Consider the following 14,304-nt stretch of genomic DNA (forward strand, 5'->3'; position numbering starts at 1 on the left):
AAATCGGGGTTTGGGCCGGGCTTGTTTTGACTTGGTGTGGTATACGGGAGCGCCGGTTCAGGGTCGACGACCTTGGACTGGTTGCTGCTTGCGATGGTTTGCGCTGATGAGAGTGGGTTTTTGCTGAGCTGTGGATCTTAGGGCAGTAGCGCGAACTGACCGTCGGCGGAAGCGGCGGAATGACGGCTCTTCGAAGTTATGCGGGGTTGAGGCATCCTCGGGCTTTGCGGGTGGTGGCGCAACGGGTGCGGAGTCGCTGGCTGGCGGGGTTGCGGAAACCGTAGGCGTCGCGGGCGACGGTTTTGATGACACGGTTGGTGCCTTCGGATCCGGCGTTGGTGATGTCGGTGTCGAGGAAGGCGAGGATTTCGGGCCACCAGGCCGAGACCGTGCCGGCCAGACGCTCCAGTTCGGGTAGGCCCGAGGCGGCGCACCGCTCGTAGAACCGGGACAATCGGGCCCAGATCGTGGCCCGGTCCGGGTGGGTGCGGGCCAGGGCAAGCAGATCGAGCAGGTCTTCCTTGGCGTTCCACGCGGCCAGGATCGGCGTCCCGATTACCGCGGGCAGCGCGCGAAGATCGTCGATCATGGGGTCCAGGTGCTGCTCGTGCATCCGGGCGGCGGAGCGGGTCAGCCGGTTGCGCAGTTCCCATTCGCGGTTGCCTTTCCGTCCTCGCCTGCCCCGCACCTGCAGGGTGACCCTGCGACGTACCTCGGTGAGGGCCTGGTTGGCCAACTGCACGAGATGAAAGTGGTCCACGACCAGCCTGGCCTGCGGTAACGCGGCACGGGCCGCGGCCTTGAAAACCGTGCACATATCGATCGCCACGACCCGGACGCCCTGACGCCAGGCCTCATCCCACTGGGTGAGCCAGTCCCGCACGGCCACACTGGTGCGGCCCTCGACCTGCCCGAGCAGCCCCTGCCCGCCCGCCAGGTCCACGAACCCGACATGCCAGCGATCCACCGTGATCTCCCAGCACTGCTGTTCGTCGTTCCAGGTCCATTGTGGACGGCCCCGGCGGATCTCGTCGATCCCCAGCACCGCCACCGGTTGCGGCTTGTCCGGCAGCACCGCCGTGGCGTGTGCGGTGAACGCGGCCGAGACCACCGGCCAGGACAGGCCGTGATCACGCGCGGCTTGCACGATCGTGCGCCCACCATCGGCCACCGCCGCACCGGCCGCCTGCCGCAACCGAGTGGTCACCCGGGCTCGAGCCGGAATCTCCCCGATCGCCTCGGTGAACGTCTTCCTGTCGCATCCCTGCTGGTCACAGTGCCACCGACGCTTACACCACCGCAGCTCGACAGGCCGGCCGGCCACCGGCAGATCTCTCGGGCTGGTCGTCACCCACCCCTTGACCCGCCTCGCCCGCACTCCACATCCCGGGCAGATACAAGCCTGCTCGTCCGCGGTAACCAGGTGCACGACCGGCCCATCATGTACTGCGTCCTCGACCCGAACGACAGCCAGACCGGCAAGGCCCAGCAGACGGGTCGTATCGTTGACCATGCCCGTGGCTCTTCTGTTGTGATCGTTCTGCTTCGACAACAGACATGATCACTCACAGAGTCACGGGCCCTTGCCACTGGCTGCCCCCAGCAACATCACGACCAGTTCAAACCCCGGTCAAATTCGAAGAGCCCGAACAGATCGCCCACGGCCGCCTGGTTCAGATTCTGTCGGACGTACACCAAAGTGATCACGACAGCGCGATACAGTCCCACGGTCGGAGGCCACGCTTGGTTCTCATGGCATTGGATGATCTGCCAGATGCGCGCGACAAGCTCCTGGATCTGGTCAGCAGCAAGCCCTGTAGTAGACTGATAACGCAACGACCCCGCCTGTAAGTTGTCTTCTGCGAGAGGAAAACGATCTTACTTGCCTGGGGTCGTTGTCCTATTTTGAGGTGATCAAGTCGCCAGAATAACGCTCCAACTGTGCCTGTACATCGACAACGATTACCAAGGTGGCGGCATGATGACAAGGAGTCTCGATGACGTTCCCAACCTGTCACAACACGGCATGAACGACCAGGTCTCGTCGGTCTGGAGCAACTCCGACCGCGATTTCTGCTTCTACGAGCACGCGAACTACGGCGGCAGGCTCCTCTTCACTGTTCTGAGTCATGACGGAAATCTCGTCGGACGTAGTACCGCCAACAACAAGGCCTCGTCCTACAAGAAGTGCTGATTGTGATGCCCTGAGATCCGGCTACAGGTTGGCCACGTAGATGTCGCCGTCGGCCACGTCCCCCGCGACGGGGTGTCTACCCCCGCTACCGCGCTGGTCAAGACCCATGGCGCGGGGGCTACCCGGGTAGAGGGAGAGAGCTACCGTGCCGTCGCATAAGGCGTCCCGCGACGCCTGGCCCCGACAGGGACCGAATGAGGCCCGTCCCAGTCGGCACACGCCTGCAATCAGGAGCCTGCTGGGCACGCTGCGGCAAGCGCTCATTCTCTCATTCCGCTCATTCGTGCAGGTCAGCCCCGCATCATCCGCGAATGAAAAAACTCATTCGCGCGGGCTGAACTCATTCGCGAACTCATCCCGGCCTCACCTCACAGGAGGGGGCCCGCGGCCTCCCCTCCTGGTTCAGCCGTAATGCCTGCTAGTCGCTAGCGAGCTGGTCAAGCTGTGTGCCAGCCGCTAGATCAACTAGGCCCCTTGAACTTCGACATTTGAATCAAGTTTTTCGGCGGCATAGCGTCGAGTGTGCCCGCTCCATATCTACAGACTCGTTGTCTGACCAGCCACTTTGGAGTGGCACGGCCGGTCATCACGGATGATCGGACTTCGGCGCAGCGGGTGGTGGCGGTCTGCCGATCATGACCGCAGGTCCTTGCGTGAGCTTGGCCAAAATCAAGCTGGTCGCGGAAGCCCAGCTCAGCCACCTACCTCGGCGGTCCGAGGCGACGCCTCACTACTAGGACAGCCGGACTTCGTGATGTTCATGGCTCATAGGTGGATTGCCGCTGGTAGTGGGCGTGTCGAGTGCGGTGCTGATGCCGTCGTCGCCACTGTGACCACCACAGAACGTGCCCAACAGAACGCGCAGGCTGAATAACCAGTGCGGCGAACACGTGCCTGATCTCGTTGAGCGCCAACGGAACCAGACCCACTGGTGCGGGCCGGGCTCGGGCTGACACCGTGGTGATGGCCAGGAATAGGTGGGCCAGCATCACCAGGGTGGTCCACCGATACCAGGAGGTCCAGGTCCGGACCTGGTGTTCGTCCAACCCGGTGCAGCCCTTGGCGGTCTGGAAGGACTGCTCGATGGTCCAGCGCCGGCCGGCCACCCGCACCAGCACACCCAAGGCGACCGGTCGGGGCGCGTAGCAACGGTAGAAGGCGAACTCGCCGGTGCGGCGGTTGCGGCGGATCAGCAACCAGCGGTGTCCGGACTGCTCGGCGGTGGAGTGGATGTCTACCCACCCCCAGTCGTAATAGCGGTACCCCTTCGAGCCGTTACCCGCCGACAGACGTTGCCATGCCCGGTTGGGCAGCATCGCGGCCAGTGTGTCGGCGCGATAGCTGCCTGTCGCGGTCGCGATCCGCCGGTCGCGGCCGATCGCGAGCACGTACCCGATGCCACGGTCCTCCAGTGCCGTGCGCAGTCCCGGGTCGTTGCCGTAGACCTCGTCGCCGGCCACCCACCCGGCGGGCACGCCCGCGTCCAGGGCTCGGGTGATCATCTGGGTGGCCAAGGCCGGTTTGGTCGCGAACGCGGTGTCGGCGGGGACGCCGGCCGCCGCGCACCGTGCGGGATCGGTGGTCCAGGAGCGCGGCAGGTAGACCTCCCGATCAATCACGGTGTGCCCGACGGCGGTGGTGTAGGTCAGGAACACGCCGACCTGCGCGTTCTCGATCCGGCCCGCGGTGTCGGTGTACTGGCGTTGGGTTCCCGCCGTCCGATCGCCGTGTTTGAGGTCGCCGGTCTCGTCGACCACCAGCATCGCCTCAGCCTTGCCCAGGTGTTCGCATGCCATCTGCCGGATGTCATCGCGTACCTTGTCGGCGTCCCACACCGCGCCGCGCAGCAGGTGCTGCATGCCATCCGGTGTCGCGTCCCCGGCGTGTTCGGCGATGGTCCAGCAGTTCTTGCGCGGCAGATCCGACAGCAGGCCGAGCACGAACGCGCGCGCCCGGCGGCGCGGTTCCACCCGCGCGAACCGACCCGCGATCCGGGCCATCACCGCCTCGAACCTGTCCTGCCAACCGGCCGGGTCGACACCGTGTCCTACCACGTTCACATGATCGTCAACCGCAGGCATGCCCTGTCCCATGCCGCAGTGATCGTTTGCGGGGCGGGGAATACAGTGCCTCAGGTGAGGACGAAACCCGCCGCGGCCATCGCCGCAGAACTGGAAGCCGAACTGGAGCACTATCCAGATGAGCGGGGGCAGATCCTGGTCGAGGCGGCCGAGGCGTGGCACCAGGCCGGTGACCACGACCGTGCCATCGCGCTGTTGACCCAGGCTATTGCCCTGGGCGGTGAGGATGGCGGTAACGCCCGGGTGGAGTTGGTCGAGGTCCTGTTCGACCTCGACCAGATCGAGCAGGCCCAGGCCCAGCTCGATGAGCTGCGGCACCAGCGGCCGTCCTCGCCAACGCCGTATCACCTGGCCGCTGAACTGCTGGAAGACCGTGGCCAGCATCAGCAGGCGTTGACCTGGTTCAACATGGCCGTGGCTCGGCTGACCGAGCAGGAGATGGCCGACCGGGACACCGAGTTCGGGTTCCTGTCCTATGCCAACAACATCGTGGCTGGCCGCCGACGTGTGCGTCACGCGCTGGGGATACCCCCGGACGAGTTGGACGAGTCGGTCCAGGCCCTGTCCGAGCAGGCCGAGGACCTGGCCCGCGCCCTGACACCGCCAGCGCCGCGTGAGGTGCGGGTGTTGTTCTGGCCCCGCAACGAGATTCCCCGCGCGCATGAAGCCTGGCCGCGGTTGGTCGAACACGCCGAGGCCGACACCATCATCGCCGAACGGGAAGCCGCCAATCGGGAACTGTCCGAGGCCGGCATCGCTCGGATCACCATGGTGCCGCTGACCACCGCGAAACTCCTGGAGTTCACGACTCGTACCGAGAGTGACCCCACCGATGAGGACACCCGCCTGGCCTGTATGAACGAGATCCTCGAGGAGGGCGGCACGGTCAGTTGGCCCCCTGCCCGCAACGCACCCTGCTGGTGCGGCTCGGCCATCAAGTACAAGAAGTGCTGCGGCCGTCCCCACCTTGACTGACAACGACCTCACTCATCCGGCATACCCACGCCCAGGCCATCGGTCTGGGCGGCGCTTGGTGCCCCTTCACCGGCAAAGATCACGAAGTCCGGCTATCCTACTAGCGCGGGTGCTAGGTCTAGCACTTCCGAGTGCTACGCAGGCTGCGAACGCAAGGCGCGCTCTAGCTCCCGTCCGGCCGTCTCAGTCCGGCCCTGTCCGGAGAACCCCCTCCTGTTCCAGCCGTGTCACTGACCAGGGCGAACGTACGGCTACGGACTGCCTCGAACGACTATCCCGAGTCCTCGTAATGCGTAGGTCAAGGGTTCGATTCCCTTAGGCGGCTCCACCGCTAAACCGCAGTTCACCCCGTGTGAGCTGCGGTTTTGTCGTTCAGGAGCTGACCGGTCGGAGGGTTGCGCCGTCAGAGGCGGCGACTTGTGAGCCCGAAGTGAGCCCATGGGGTCGGGCGTGTGCCCGAGGGACTAGCCGGGCTGCTGCCTCGGCTGCGTCTTGCGCGACCTGCGGGAGCACGCTCGTGCACTAAATTTAATAGGGACTGTCGACCGGTCGCGACTTGTCACGCACGCACGCGCGGGGCTCTGCTCAGGGAACAAGGATGTCGTGGACGGACTTCGCGCAACCCCAGGCGAGGCTGACACCTGCGCCCCCGTGTCCGTAGTTGTGGATGACTCGCGTTCCACATTCGGTGCGTTCCTCGTCCAGCCTGACTACTGGCCGGGTTGGGCGTAGGCCGACTCGGTGACCGAGGATCTGGGCTTGTTGCACAAGCGGTTGAACTGCCGCGCAGCGCAGGAGGATTCTCTGCGCCTGGGCTATGTCCGGCTCGCGATTCCACGAACGCGCCTCGGCGGTACCGCCGAGGATGAGGTGGTCGCCGTGCGGGTAGATCGCGATCAGATCGGGGGAGTCGCCGGTGTCCACTTCGAGGAATTCCGTGATGCCGGGGTTGCTGGTCACCACGTGCTGTCCCCGGATTGGGTACAGCTCACGGTCGCCAGCGAGTCCGCGCGCGCCGAGGCCGGTGCAGTTCACCACAACTGGCGAGCCTGGGACGTCAAGAGAGGTCAGTGCGCCGTACTCGATCACGCCGCTCGATGCCCGTAACCGATCGGCCAGATAGGCCAGATGTGTTGGCATATCAACGAGTGGTGCGGTGTATCGCACTCCGTGTGAGTAGCCGTCCGGTAGTTCGTCCGGACGACACGGCCGGGCGTCTGGCAGCAACGAGAACCACTGGGGCGGCTCATGCTCCATATTGGACACGTCAATGCCCGAGGTGAGTTGGACACCCGCGTTCGGCTTGTCCGCCAGTGCGGAAAGGACGTTCAGGGTGTCCGCAGCCCAACGCGAGATCAGCTCACGCGGCTCGGCCTGCCATGGTCCCCAGAGCGCGCCTGCCGCGGCCGAAGTCGTCACCTCTGGCGCGTCCGCTGTCTGTACAAGGACACGATGCCCAGCTTCGGCCAACGTCACCGCAGTGGTCAGCCCGATGACTCCCGCGCCAAGTACGCACACGTCCACACTCGAACCGTAGCGCTCAGGAGGTGGCGGCTACCGGGCAAGAGCGGCGTCCAGAGTCGGAAGGAAGTCCGCGACGTGCTCATTGCGGGCGCGCCGACGTAGGCGGCTGGCCAACGTCCGCAGTACGGAAATGCTGCGAGGCGAATGGACGTTCCGGATACGGGCGATGGCCGTGCGACCGACCGAGCATGCCTGTTCGAGGTTGCCCCGGCTGGCTGCGGCGACTGCCAGCCACGCCCCTTCGAACAAAGCCCGACGCTGCGACGGGTGGCTGAGGGAGAAATCGTGCGCTCCGCTACGCAGCAGTTGCTCACCCTTGCGGAAAAGTGGCCGTGCGGCTCGGTCGCCGTCCGTATTGACCGTGCCCGCGTGAACAAGCGCGTAACCGGCCTGAGTGTCCAAGTGGTTCGGTGTCAGGAAGTACATCCACTCCGGTTCTTCGTAGTCTTTCCGATCGGTCAGAGCCTCCTGGGCCGACTGGTATGACGCTTCGAACTCGGCTAGTTGTCCGGCGATGGCGTAACCGTAGGCCAAGCGACTTGCCACGGAGGCACGAACGGTCGCAGGCACACCGTCACTCAGCCGGGCAGCCGCTGTGCCAAGGGCAACGGCGTCCGTCGGCTGTTCTCTCGTTGCGGCTTGAAACCCAAGATCGCCAAGCACGTGGGCCGCCATGGATCGATTGCGAGCTTCCTTTGCTGCCCGCAGGGCCGTGAAGAAATACCGCTGGCCAAGACCATGCTGCCCAGCGTCAAAGGCCATCCATCCGGCGAGCTGGCCCAGTTCGGCAAGCGCCGCGAACAGCCGACGCTCGATCGCGGACGTGTGGCCGCCTTGCCGCAACAGCACGGCAACGGCGCGGAACTGGGCACCGACATACGCCAGGTGCGCACCGCCTCCGTTCGCGTCGTCAAGCCGTTGAAGCAACGGGATGCTCTGCTCAATCTGTTGAATCAGGGGATGCCCGACGCCGCCACCATCCAGAGCGGACGTGAGGCTTCCGGCCTCTGAGAACACTGCCAACGAGGTTGCAGCGGCCAACGCTGTGCCCGAGACCGCAAGGAAGTACCGCCGATCGAGTAGACCGGACATCACCCAGTCATCGATCACGCCGAGCGTGCCCGCTTTCGTCCAGGGCAGACCCATCTCGACGTCCGCAGGCAGCATCAACGGCGAATCGGATGCTTGCCCTTGCCATAGTTCAGCGACCGTTACCGGCTGGCCTAGTTCCCGTGACAGGACCCAGGCGACCAGTGCTGGCAAGGGTGCCCTTGGGACTCGGCCAGCGTCGCGCCACTGGTACGGCGTGGTGAGCGCGACGGTGCCGTGTCCGAACGCGTGGTTGATTCGCTGCGCGAGGACACGAGGGCTCCAACCCACCTGAGCCAGCAGCGAAGCAAGCACGGTGTTCGGCTGCCTCGGCACCACCCGCTGCTCCCTGTCGTCGTGGTCTACCTGGTTTGTCCAGATTCCCACCTATGTCCACCATCGGCAGGCAAGTTGACGTTCTTGACGCGTTGTCCACCTCCCGATTCGCGATCACACGGACTGAGATTGAGACCGAAGAGTGTCGCCGCTGACGGGAGCTGCTGTGAATCGAAAGCAAGCGGAAGCGTTGCGAGACTTCCCCGAACTGGCGGGGCTCATCGCGTTGAGTGAGGCCGGGTGGCGATTCGTTCCCTCTCAAGTGGTCGACGGCAGACTGACCGACCTGCATGGTTTCCGGGCCTGGCCCGAAGGCTGGACGGATGCGATTCGGGTGCGCAGCGACACCGACGTGATGGCGGTCCGTTCGGACGGGAACGAGCCGCCCGGCGTCGTCTGGGAGTGCGCGGGAACTCTTGCGCAGGTGGTCGAGGGACTGCTGTCTCTGCCTGCGCCGGATGACCGGCTTGCTCCTCGGCTCATCCGTGCATCTGGCCCAGTCTTGTGGACTCCGGCTGAAAACAGGTGATCGGAGTGTCGCTGCGCGCCCGGCATGCCCGGCGCTTGGCCAGCTTGCTGACTATGTCGACCGGAGTGCACGTGATCGTGCAGTATCAGCGCGACCGCAACCACTACCGCGTCGTCTGGGCGGGTGGTCCCGCTGTGGAGGTCATGCGAGAACTGGCCGTTCGATGCGTGGCCGAGGTCCCCACGCTCGATCTGATTGACCTTGACTGGTCTAGAGCGGAGGCGTGACCGCGTGGAGGTCACAGCCGATGCCCGGCTTGGCGGGGGAGTATTCCGTCGCCTGCTGCACGTCGTCGAGGACGGCGCACCCACGATCGAGTTCGAGGGCATCGTCCTTACATTCGCGGGATGCGGCGCGGCCTGCGTATCGCTCGACGACGGACTAAGCATCGAACTCGCCCGTTGCAGCACTTGCTTTCCGTCCGACGTCGACAGTCAGCCGGTCGTACACGAAGGATCTGACAACGATGGATGACGATCAGTCGATCAACAAGATTCCCTTGTTCTGGGGTCGAGGCATCATCGAACCGGACCGGGCGCACATACGAGAAACACGTGGCGGGCAGCCGGTTGCGGACGTTGCGGAGGATAGCGCCGTGACCGGGTTCGCGATCTGCGGATGCCTGCTCATCGCTGACGTCGCCGAGGTGGAAGTCTCTTCGGGCACGTTTCGCCGATGCTCGCAATGCCTGGCTTTGCTGGCGGAAAGGGAACCCGGCATCGACTATCCACTCTGGACGTCCGATCCGCAGCTACTGACCGAGTGACGCTTGTGCTTGGTGCAGTCTCGCCACGAGATCTGGAGGATTTACAGGCGCCACAAGCGTTTCGGCCTCCCTGCCACGCGTGGTTCTCACGGTGACGTAGCGGCCGACGACCGTGTCTGTGTAGCAGATCGGCTCGGCCAGCACGTGATGGCGACCGACGCCATCGCGAACGGCCACGTACAGCTCTCCCGCGCCGGTCCGCTCAAGCGACGCCAGATGGTGAAACCGGCGCACCTCCAGCGGAACCGGGCGCACCGCCACCCCACCATGTCGACGTTGCCCAGGGTCGAACGCGAGAAGATCCGACTGTCGGACCGTGAAAGGCTGGCCCTGTCCGGCTGGGATATCCGGTAGCTGCGCCACCAACATCCGCGCCAAATTCTCCAATCGGGTCGAGCGCACCGTGACCCAACCGTCCATGCTCACGGCAACTACAGCCTGACGGCCGATCGCCCCGGCCAACACTCCAGCAGTGCTCGGCCCCGCGGTGATCCACCCGAAGTACTCAGTGGTCGGGCGACACAACACAGCCAATGCCGCCGCCACATCCACATCCAGCCGCCCACGCTGATCTAGCCACCCCAGGCGTGCGCACTCCTCACGCAGTTGTCTGTCGAGTGCCTCGTTCTCGGCCTGGCGACGCCACTCAGCCACTGGCGCAAGCGCTCTGAAGAGTTCACCAAGTCCTTCGGCGCGGACCAGTCGCGCGAGCGTATCCAGCGCGATCCGTTTTGGCCGTGGCCACAGCACCCGGTTAACCCTTCTCCTTGTATGGAATGTGGCCCCAGAGTTCGGTTTATGGCTGCCCGCCGATCACTGGCGGTGCCGTGACTTCATCGGTGCCGAACACGCTGTCGGGGTCTGGTTCCTGTAAGTACGACGCACGCTGATGCTCTTCGTCCTCGCCGCCGCGTCCTTGACCCGCTCCGGCTCCGATCGGCATTCCACCGGGACCGCCGCCGCGCCCGGCCACGCCGCCACCTCGTGTACCAGCGTTCTGTCCCGCCACTGGCTCCCCGACCGGACCCGCACCGGGCCGTCCGCCGACGCCGCCAGAACCCTGGCCAGCACCAGAACCCGCGCCACCACCCACACCCGGCCCTCGGCCGCCCGCGCCCCGGAGCCGTCGCCGCTGCCGACTCCACCCAGCGGACCGAAACTCACGCCGGGCAGGCCGCCACCAAAGCCTGTCGCCTGGCCACCTTGAGGCAGACCACTTCCGGCTCCTGGAAAGCCTGGACCGATTGGAAGACCACCACCTTGCGGTGGCGGTGGCACGTAGCCTCCTGGATTTGTGCCCTGCTGAGGCGTACCACCACCACTGCCAGGACCGCCGCCTGGATTGCCACCCGAACCATCACCAGGGCCGGATGAGCCACCACCACCTGCGCCCGCGCCGCCGCCAGAACCTGGCTGAACGCCTCCACCGCCACCACGAGGAGGAGGCGGGACGACCGGTCCGGAGCCTGGACCGCCTGGTCCCTGGCCGCCACCGCCACCTTGACCGGGACCGGGACCGGGCGGCGGGGTGGGGCTGGCAACACGGATCTCCGCCTGGTCACCTGCGATCTGCCCGTAGGACTGCGGCATGCTCATGTTGTAGACAGAAGCGCTTTCGTAGCCGCGCATCACGTCCACGTTGTGTTGAGCCGCAACCTTATGCGCATCGAGCTGCTGGCCGTAGGTGGCCAGAACGCCCGGATTCATGAACGCGGCCAACGGATCGACTCTCTCCGGCGCAGGCGGGACCGGAATCACGGCGTTCTTCGCGTCTCCGAACGAACCGGCTTGTCGAGTGGCCAGGTCTTGCGCGGTGTGCATCGCGGGCGCCGCCAGCCCGTGCTCCACCGCCAGCGGCCCGGCGCCCCGCTGCGCAGCTCCGGCCGCATCGCCTTTCCAGACGGCATCCATCCTGCCAACGATCTTCTTAATCCGATCACCACGCTCGTGGTAGGCCTTGACCACCTCGTTCATCGCGGCTGCCCCGTCTGCCATGCCCTGTGCGCCGGTCGCGTTGGTGAAGTTGTCGTAGATCGCCTGCCCGCCCATGAACATGGTCAACCCCCCGACCGGATCGTCTGAATCACCATCGAAGCAACCTGCTTCGCCTGATCACACGACTTAGCCCCAACTCGGCCCTCATCCCACGAGGTTATGAAGGCGAGTGTGTCCGAAATGCCAACGGTGATGTTGCATGACCCTTTTGCGCGGAAATCGCTCGGGTCGTTGAAGACTGCTGGGTATCCATCAACCTCAGTTGGCTCGAAGTATCCTTTGAATCTGTCCCGGCCGCGATAGGTATCTGACAGGCCATTCTTGTTGCTCGATAGAAAGCTGAATCCAGTACCCGCTCCAGCGTCCCTGTTGTACCAGGTGCATCGTGAGCGCCCGGACTGGCCGTCCGTATCGGACGTGCCCGAGCCAGGGAGGCTCAAGGACTGTAGTTGGGATGTCGTGAGTACAGAGCATGGCTTGGCGAGAAATGCCGTGCCGTCCAATGGTGCAGTGACTCGTGGCGCCCCGTGACTGTTCGCTGAGCTAGATGGGTCGGATGACGGTTGTCCCGTCGGCTTGCTGGAAACGCTTGGTCCAGCGTCGGGCGTTCCCGGAGTGGTGCCGGTACAGCCCGAGACTAGGAGGGGGAGTCCCCCGATGATCATTAGTAGCCCGGCACAACGAGCACGCCACATCCGACTAACCCTGCTTTCTCATGCTCGCGGTGTTGCCCTCTTCAACGTGGGAGTACGCATTGCGAGCAGCCTCCAACTTCGCAATCTCCGCGTCTGCGGCGGCCAGCATCCGTTGGTTGTGTTCGAATGCGAGTTGCCACGAGTTGATCGTGGCTTTGGCCTGCAGTTGACTCATGATGTCCTTAGCGGGTGGTTCAACAAGGCCGATCGCGTAGCGAATCTTCGAACCATCGTTAAAGATGCCCTCACGCTCGGACTTCAGGTCGGCGATGATGCCGTCCAGTTCAGTAAGGCTGGTGAACTCGAAGTGACCACCGGCTCCACCGCCACCGGATTGGTGTTCGTATTCGCCGCCGAATGTGCCGACGATGATCCGCCCAGCTTGAGCCGTGGCGACCTCAGCATCAATCTGCTCAGCGGCTGTACCCGACTGATCTTGCTCGAACGTCGCCATAGCGTCACTCCCCTGGACAGCTACCGTCGCGCAGCGTACCAACCGTTACCACGTCGCTACGACCAGTTCGTCAGACGTGTGACGAATCGGGTCCGTTCCTTCGGTCGGCTCCATCACTCGAACGGGCTACCGCCCTCCCGAGAGTTGCGCCTCAACTGCCTGTGCAGGTCGGCAAATCCTCGGAGTCTTGTATTCCATGTCAGGCATCGTCCTCGTGTGGTCGGCCAGCAAGCCATCCCACTGACCAATCGAGTGACGTTGTAGCCGCGCCACGACGTGAGCCCGAAGTGCGCCCGGACGGTCCATGACGGCTCGGTCCAGACGATCATGGAACAGTGTCCGCCCCGGCCTGATCTGCACTGATCGGACCGGGGCGGTACTACCTGGAGCCCTTCGACATGATCACTACGGAACTCGTAATGCGTAGGTCAAGGGTTCGATTCCCTTAGAGGGCATCTGATCTTAGTTAGGCAAGAATGTCTGCTTTGGGTGGATCGTTTCGCCAGGTTTGGGTGGATTCCCCGGTCAGGGTGCGGCTCATTATGTTAGTCATCGCCCAGTGGACCATCGTGCGCGACCGCTGGGGCAGGGCTTCGTAGTCGCGCGCGAGTCGGCGGTGTTGCATCAGCCAGCCCAGACTGCGCTCCACTACCCACCGCCGGGGCAACACGTGGAATCCCTTGGCAGAAGGGCGTTTGACGACCTCAACCCGGATACCCCGCTGGGCTCCATGACGGATGACTGTGTTGTTGTAGCCACCGTCCACCCATGCCGCCGACACGGTCGGATGCGCAGCGGCGAGATGATCGAGAACCTGTTGCCCGCCAGCGGAATCCTGCACCGACGCCGCGGTCACGATTACCGCCAGCAGCAGGCCGAGCACATCGGTGGCGATGTGCCGTTTGCGGCCCTTGATCTTCTTGCCCGCGTCGATACCCTGACTGGATTCGCTGACATTGCAGGAGGTTTTCACGCTCTGCGAGTCGATGATCGCCGCCGTCGGGGCAGCAGCGCGGCCTTTCGCGACGCGGACTTGGTCACGCAACAGGTCATGCAGCGTTTCCGTTGTGCCATCGGCTTCCCACTTGGCGTAGTAGTCATAAACCGTCTTGCAGGGCGGGAAGTCGTGCGGCAGATACTCCCAGGCGATCCCGGTCCGGCACACGTACAGGATCGCGTTCACGATCTCCCGCAAGTCATGCACGCGCATCACGGTTCCCGGCCCACGCCGGGCAGCACGCCACGCCGTCAGCGTTGGCTCGATCAACGCCCAGCGAGCATCGGACAAGTCGCTGCGGTACGCACGCCGGGACCCCACAAGTTGATCAAGGTATCAGCCGTCACCCGACACAGACATATCGCCCCAACCAAGATCAGATGCCCTCTTAGGCGGCTCCATGCTTGACCAGCGAAAACGCCCGGACACCGAACATGGTGGCCGGGCGTTCGTCTCATTCCCCGTCTCAGTTAGCTCTGACGGCATCCCTTGTGAGACTGCCGTTTCGGCCCTCTGTGGCGGGGTGTCGCACGTGGACCTAACCCACCTAACCCGCTAACTTCCCGCAGCTCGCGGCGCGAATCAGGCGCCTAACCCGCCGAGTTAGGAATCTAACCCGGCTGCGCGGACCTAACCCGTGATCTAACCCGCCTCCCGCTGGTCGCCCCC

General features: G+C 64.5%; 16 protein-coding genes. 6 read left to right on the forward strand and 10 right to left on the reverse strand.

Translation table 11 applies throughout. The features are described from left to right. Positions 1-196: 196 nt before the first annotated feature. On the reverse strand, positions 197-1,513 hold the full coding sequence (locus LWC34_RS41765; protein ID WP_233725224.1) for an ISL3 family transposase: 1,317 nt from the start codon (positions 1,511-1,513) through the stop codon (positions 197-199). A 95-nt stretch (positions 1,514-1,608) separates the two neighbouring features. After that, a complete protein-coding gene (locus LWC34_RS41770; RefSeq protein WP_233730735.1) occupies positions 1,609-1,836 on the reverse strand; it encodes a hypothetical protein in 228 nt (75 codons plus the stop codon). A 109-nt stretch (positions 1,837-1,945) separates the two neighbouring features. On the opposite strand from LWC34_RS41770, the gene LWC34_RS41775 reads away from it, so the two are divergent. Beyond that, positions 1,946-2,194: a peptidase inhibitor family I36 protein gene (locus tag LWC34_RS41775; protein ID WP_284051873.1), complete on the forward strand. Its 249-nt coding sequence runs from the start codon at positions 1,946-1,948 to the stop codon at positions 2,192-2,194. Between the two features lie 758 nt (positions 2,195-2,952). Here LWC34_RS41775 and LWC34_RS41780 read toward each other — a convergent pair. Then, the gene (locus LWC34_RS41780) at positions 2,953-4,194 is read right to left on the reverse strand and encodes an IS701 family transposase (RefSeq protein ID WP_233728895.1); all 1,242 of its coding nucleotides are present in this window, start codon (positions 4,192-4,194) and stop codon (positions 2,953-2,955) included. A gap of 135 nt (positions 4,195-4,329) precedes the next feature. On the opposite strand from LWC34_RS41780, the gene LWC34_RS41785 reads away from it, so the two are divergent. Further along, entirely contained in the window at positions 4,330-5,250 is a 921-nt protein-coding gene (locus tag LWC34_RS41785; protein WP_233727888.1) for an SEC-C metal-binding domain-containing protein, read from the forward strand. Between the two features lie 585 nt (positions 5,251-5,835). Here LWC34_RS41785 and LWC34_RS41790 read toward each other — a convergent pair. Together LWC34_RS41790 and LWC34_RS41795 are read right to left on the reverse strand one after the other, a co-directional pair. Continuing rightward, positions 5,836-6,774, reverse strand: coding sequence for an FAD-dependent oxidoreductase (locus tag LWC34_RS41790; RefSeq protein ID WP_233730737.1), 939 nt, complete (start codon positions 6,772-6,774; stop codon positions 5,836-5,838). Positions 6,775-6,804: 30 nt separating this feature from the next. Continuing rightward, positions 6,805-8,250, reverse strand: a complete 1,446-nt coding sequence (locus tag LWC34_RS41795) for an NsdA family TPR-like regulatory protein (RefSeq protein ID WP_233730738.1) — start codon at positions 8,248-8,250, stop codon at positions 6,805-6,807. Positions 8,251-8,365: 115 nt separating this feature from the next. On the opposite strand from LWC34_RS41795, the gene LWC34_RS41800 reads away from it, so the two are divergent. Genes LWC34_RS41800 through LWC34_RS41815 form a run of 4 tightly spaced genes read left to right on the forward strand, consistent with a single transcriptional unit; the run spans position 8,366 to position 9,494 of the window. Then, positions 8,366-8,728, forward strand: coding sequence for a hypothetical protein (locus LWC34_RS41800; RefSeq protein ID WP_233730739.1), 363 nt, complete (start codon positions 8,366-8,368; stop codon positions 8,726-8,728). A gap of 5 nt (positions 8,729-8,733) precedes the next feature. Continuing rightward, entirely contained in the window at positions 8,734-8,955 is a 222-nt protein-coding gene (locus tag LWC34_RS41805) for a hypothetical protein (protein WP_233730740.1), read from the forward strand. Positions 8,956-8,959: 4 nt separating this feature from the next. After that, a complete protein-coding gene (locus tag LWC34_RS41810; protein WP_233730741.1) occupies positions 8,960-9,202 on the forward strand; it encodes a hypothetical protein in 243 nt (80 codons plus the stop codon). Then, the gene (locus LWC34_RS41815; RefSeq protein ID WP_233730742.1) at positions 9,195-9,494 is read left to right on the forward strand and encodes a hypothetical protein; all 300 of its coding nucleotides are present in this window, start codon (positions 9,195-9,197) and stop codon (positions 9,492-9,494) included. The genes LWC34_RS41810 and LWC34_RS41815 overlap by 8 nt, the downstream gene beginning before the upstream one ends. On the opposite strand, the gene LWC34_RS41820 is transcribed toward LWC34_RS41815, so the two are convergent. The 5 genes from LWC34_RS41820 to LWC34_RS41835 all read right to left on the reverse strand — a co-directional run bounded on the left by LWC34_RS41820 (position 9,480) and on the right by LWC34_RS41835 (position 13,956). Further along, positions 9,480-10,244 carry an ESX secretion-associated protein EspG gene (locus LWC34_RS41820; RefSeq protein ID WP_233730743.1) on the reverse strand — a complete coding sequence of 255 codons (765 nt, stop codon included), beginning with the start codon at positions 10,242-10,244 and terminating at the stop codon, positions 9,480-9,482. The two genes, LWC34_RS41815 and LWC34_RS41820, sit on opposite strands and share 15 nt — an antisense overlap. A 63-nt stretch (positions 10,245-10,307) precedes the next feature. Then, positions 10,308-11,555: a hypothetical protein gene (locus tag LWC34_RS41825; protein ID WP_233730744.1), complete on the reverse strand. Its 1,248-nt coding sequence runs from the start codon at positions 11,553-11,555 to the stop codon at positions 10,308-10,310. Continuing rightward, complete coding sequence (locus tag LWC34_RS59110; RefSeq protein ID WP_372496735.1) at positions 11,552-12,184, reverse strand: DUF3558 domain-containing protein; 633 nt, start codon at positions 12,182-12,184, stop codon at positions 11,552-11,554. The genes LWC34_RS41825 and LWC34_RS59110 overlap by 4 nt, the downstream gene beginning before the upstream one ends. Positions 12,185-12,188: 4 nt before the next feature. After that, positions 12,189-12,638, reverse strand: a complete 450-nt coding sequence (locus tag LWC34_RS41830; RefSeq protein WP_233730745.1) for a hypothetical protein — start codon at positions 12,636-12,638, stop codon at positions 12,189-12,191. 466 nt (positions 12,639-13,104) lie between these two features. Then, positions 13,105-13,956: an IS5 family transposase gene (locus LWC34_RS41835; RefSeq protein WP_233722595.1), complete on the reverse strand. Its 852-nt coding sequence runs from the start codon at positions 13,954-13,956 to the stop codon at positions 13,105-13,107. Positions 13,957-14,304 lie beyond the last annotated feature (348 nt).

The organism is Kibdelosporangium philippinense, assembly GCF_021390435.2.
Classification (GTDB): Bacteria; Actinomycetota; Actinomycetes; order Mycobacteriales; family Pseudonocardiaceae; genus Kibdelosporangium; species Kibdelosporangium philippinense.

What these genes read in the sequence shown, in the direction of transcription:
- LWC34_RS41830 (WP_233730745.1), bottom strand. Translation starts at nt 12,638, where the DNA reads ATGGCGACGTTCGAGCAAGATCAGTCGGGTACAGCCGCTGAGCAGATT.
- LWC34_RS41780 (WP_233728895.1), bottom strand. Translation starts at nt 4,194, where the DNA reads ATGGCCCGGATCGCGGGTCGGTTCGCGCGGGTGGAACCGCGCCGCCGG.
- LWC34_RS41765 (WP_233725224.1), bottom strand. Translation starts at nt 1,513, where the DNA reads ATGGTCAACGATACGACCCGTCTGCTGGGCCTTGCCGGTCTGGCTGTC.
- LWC34_RS41815 (WP_233730742.1), top strand. Translation starts at nt 9,195, where the DNA reads ATGGATGACGATCAGTCGATCAACAAGATTCCCTTGTTCTGGGGTCGA.
- LWC34_RS59110 (WP_372496735.1), bottom strand. Translation starts at nt 12,184, where the DNA reads ATGTGGCGTGCTCGTTGTGCCGGGCTACTAATGATCATCGGGGGACTC.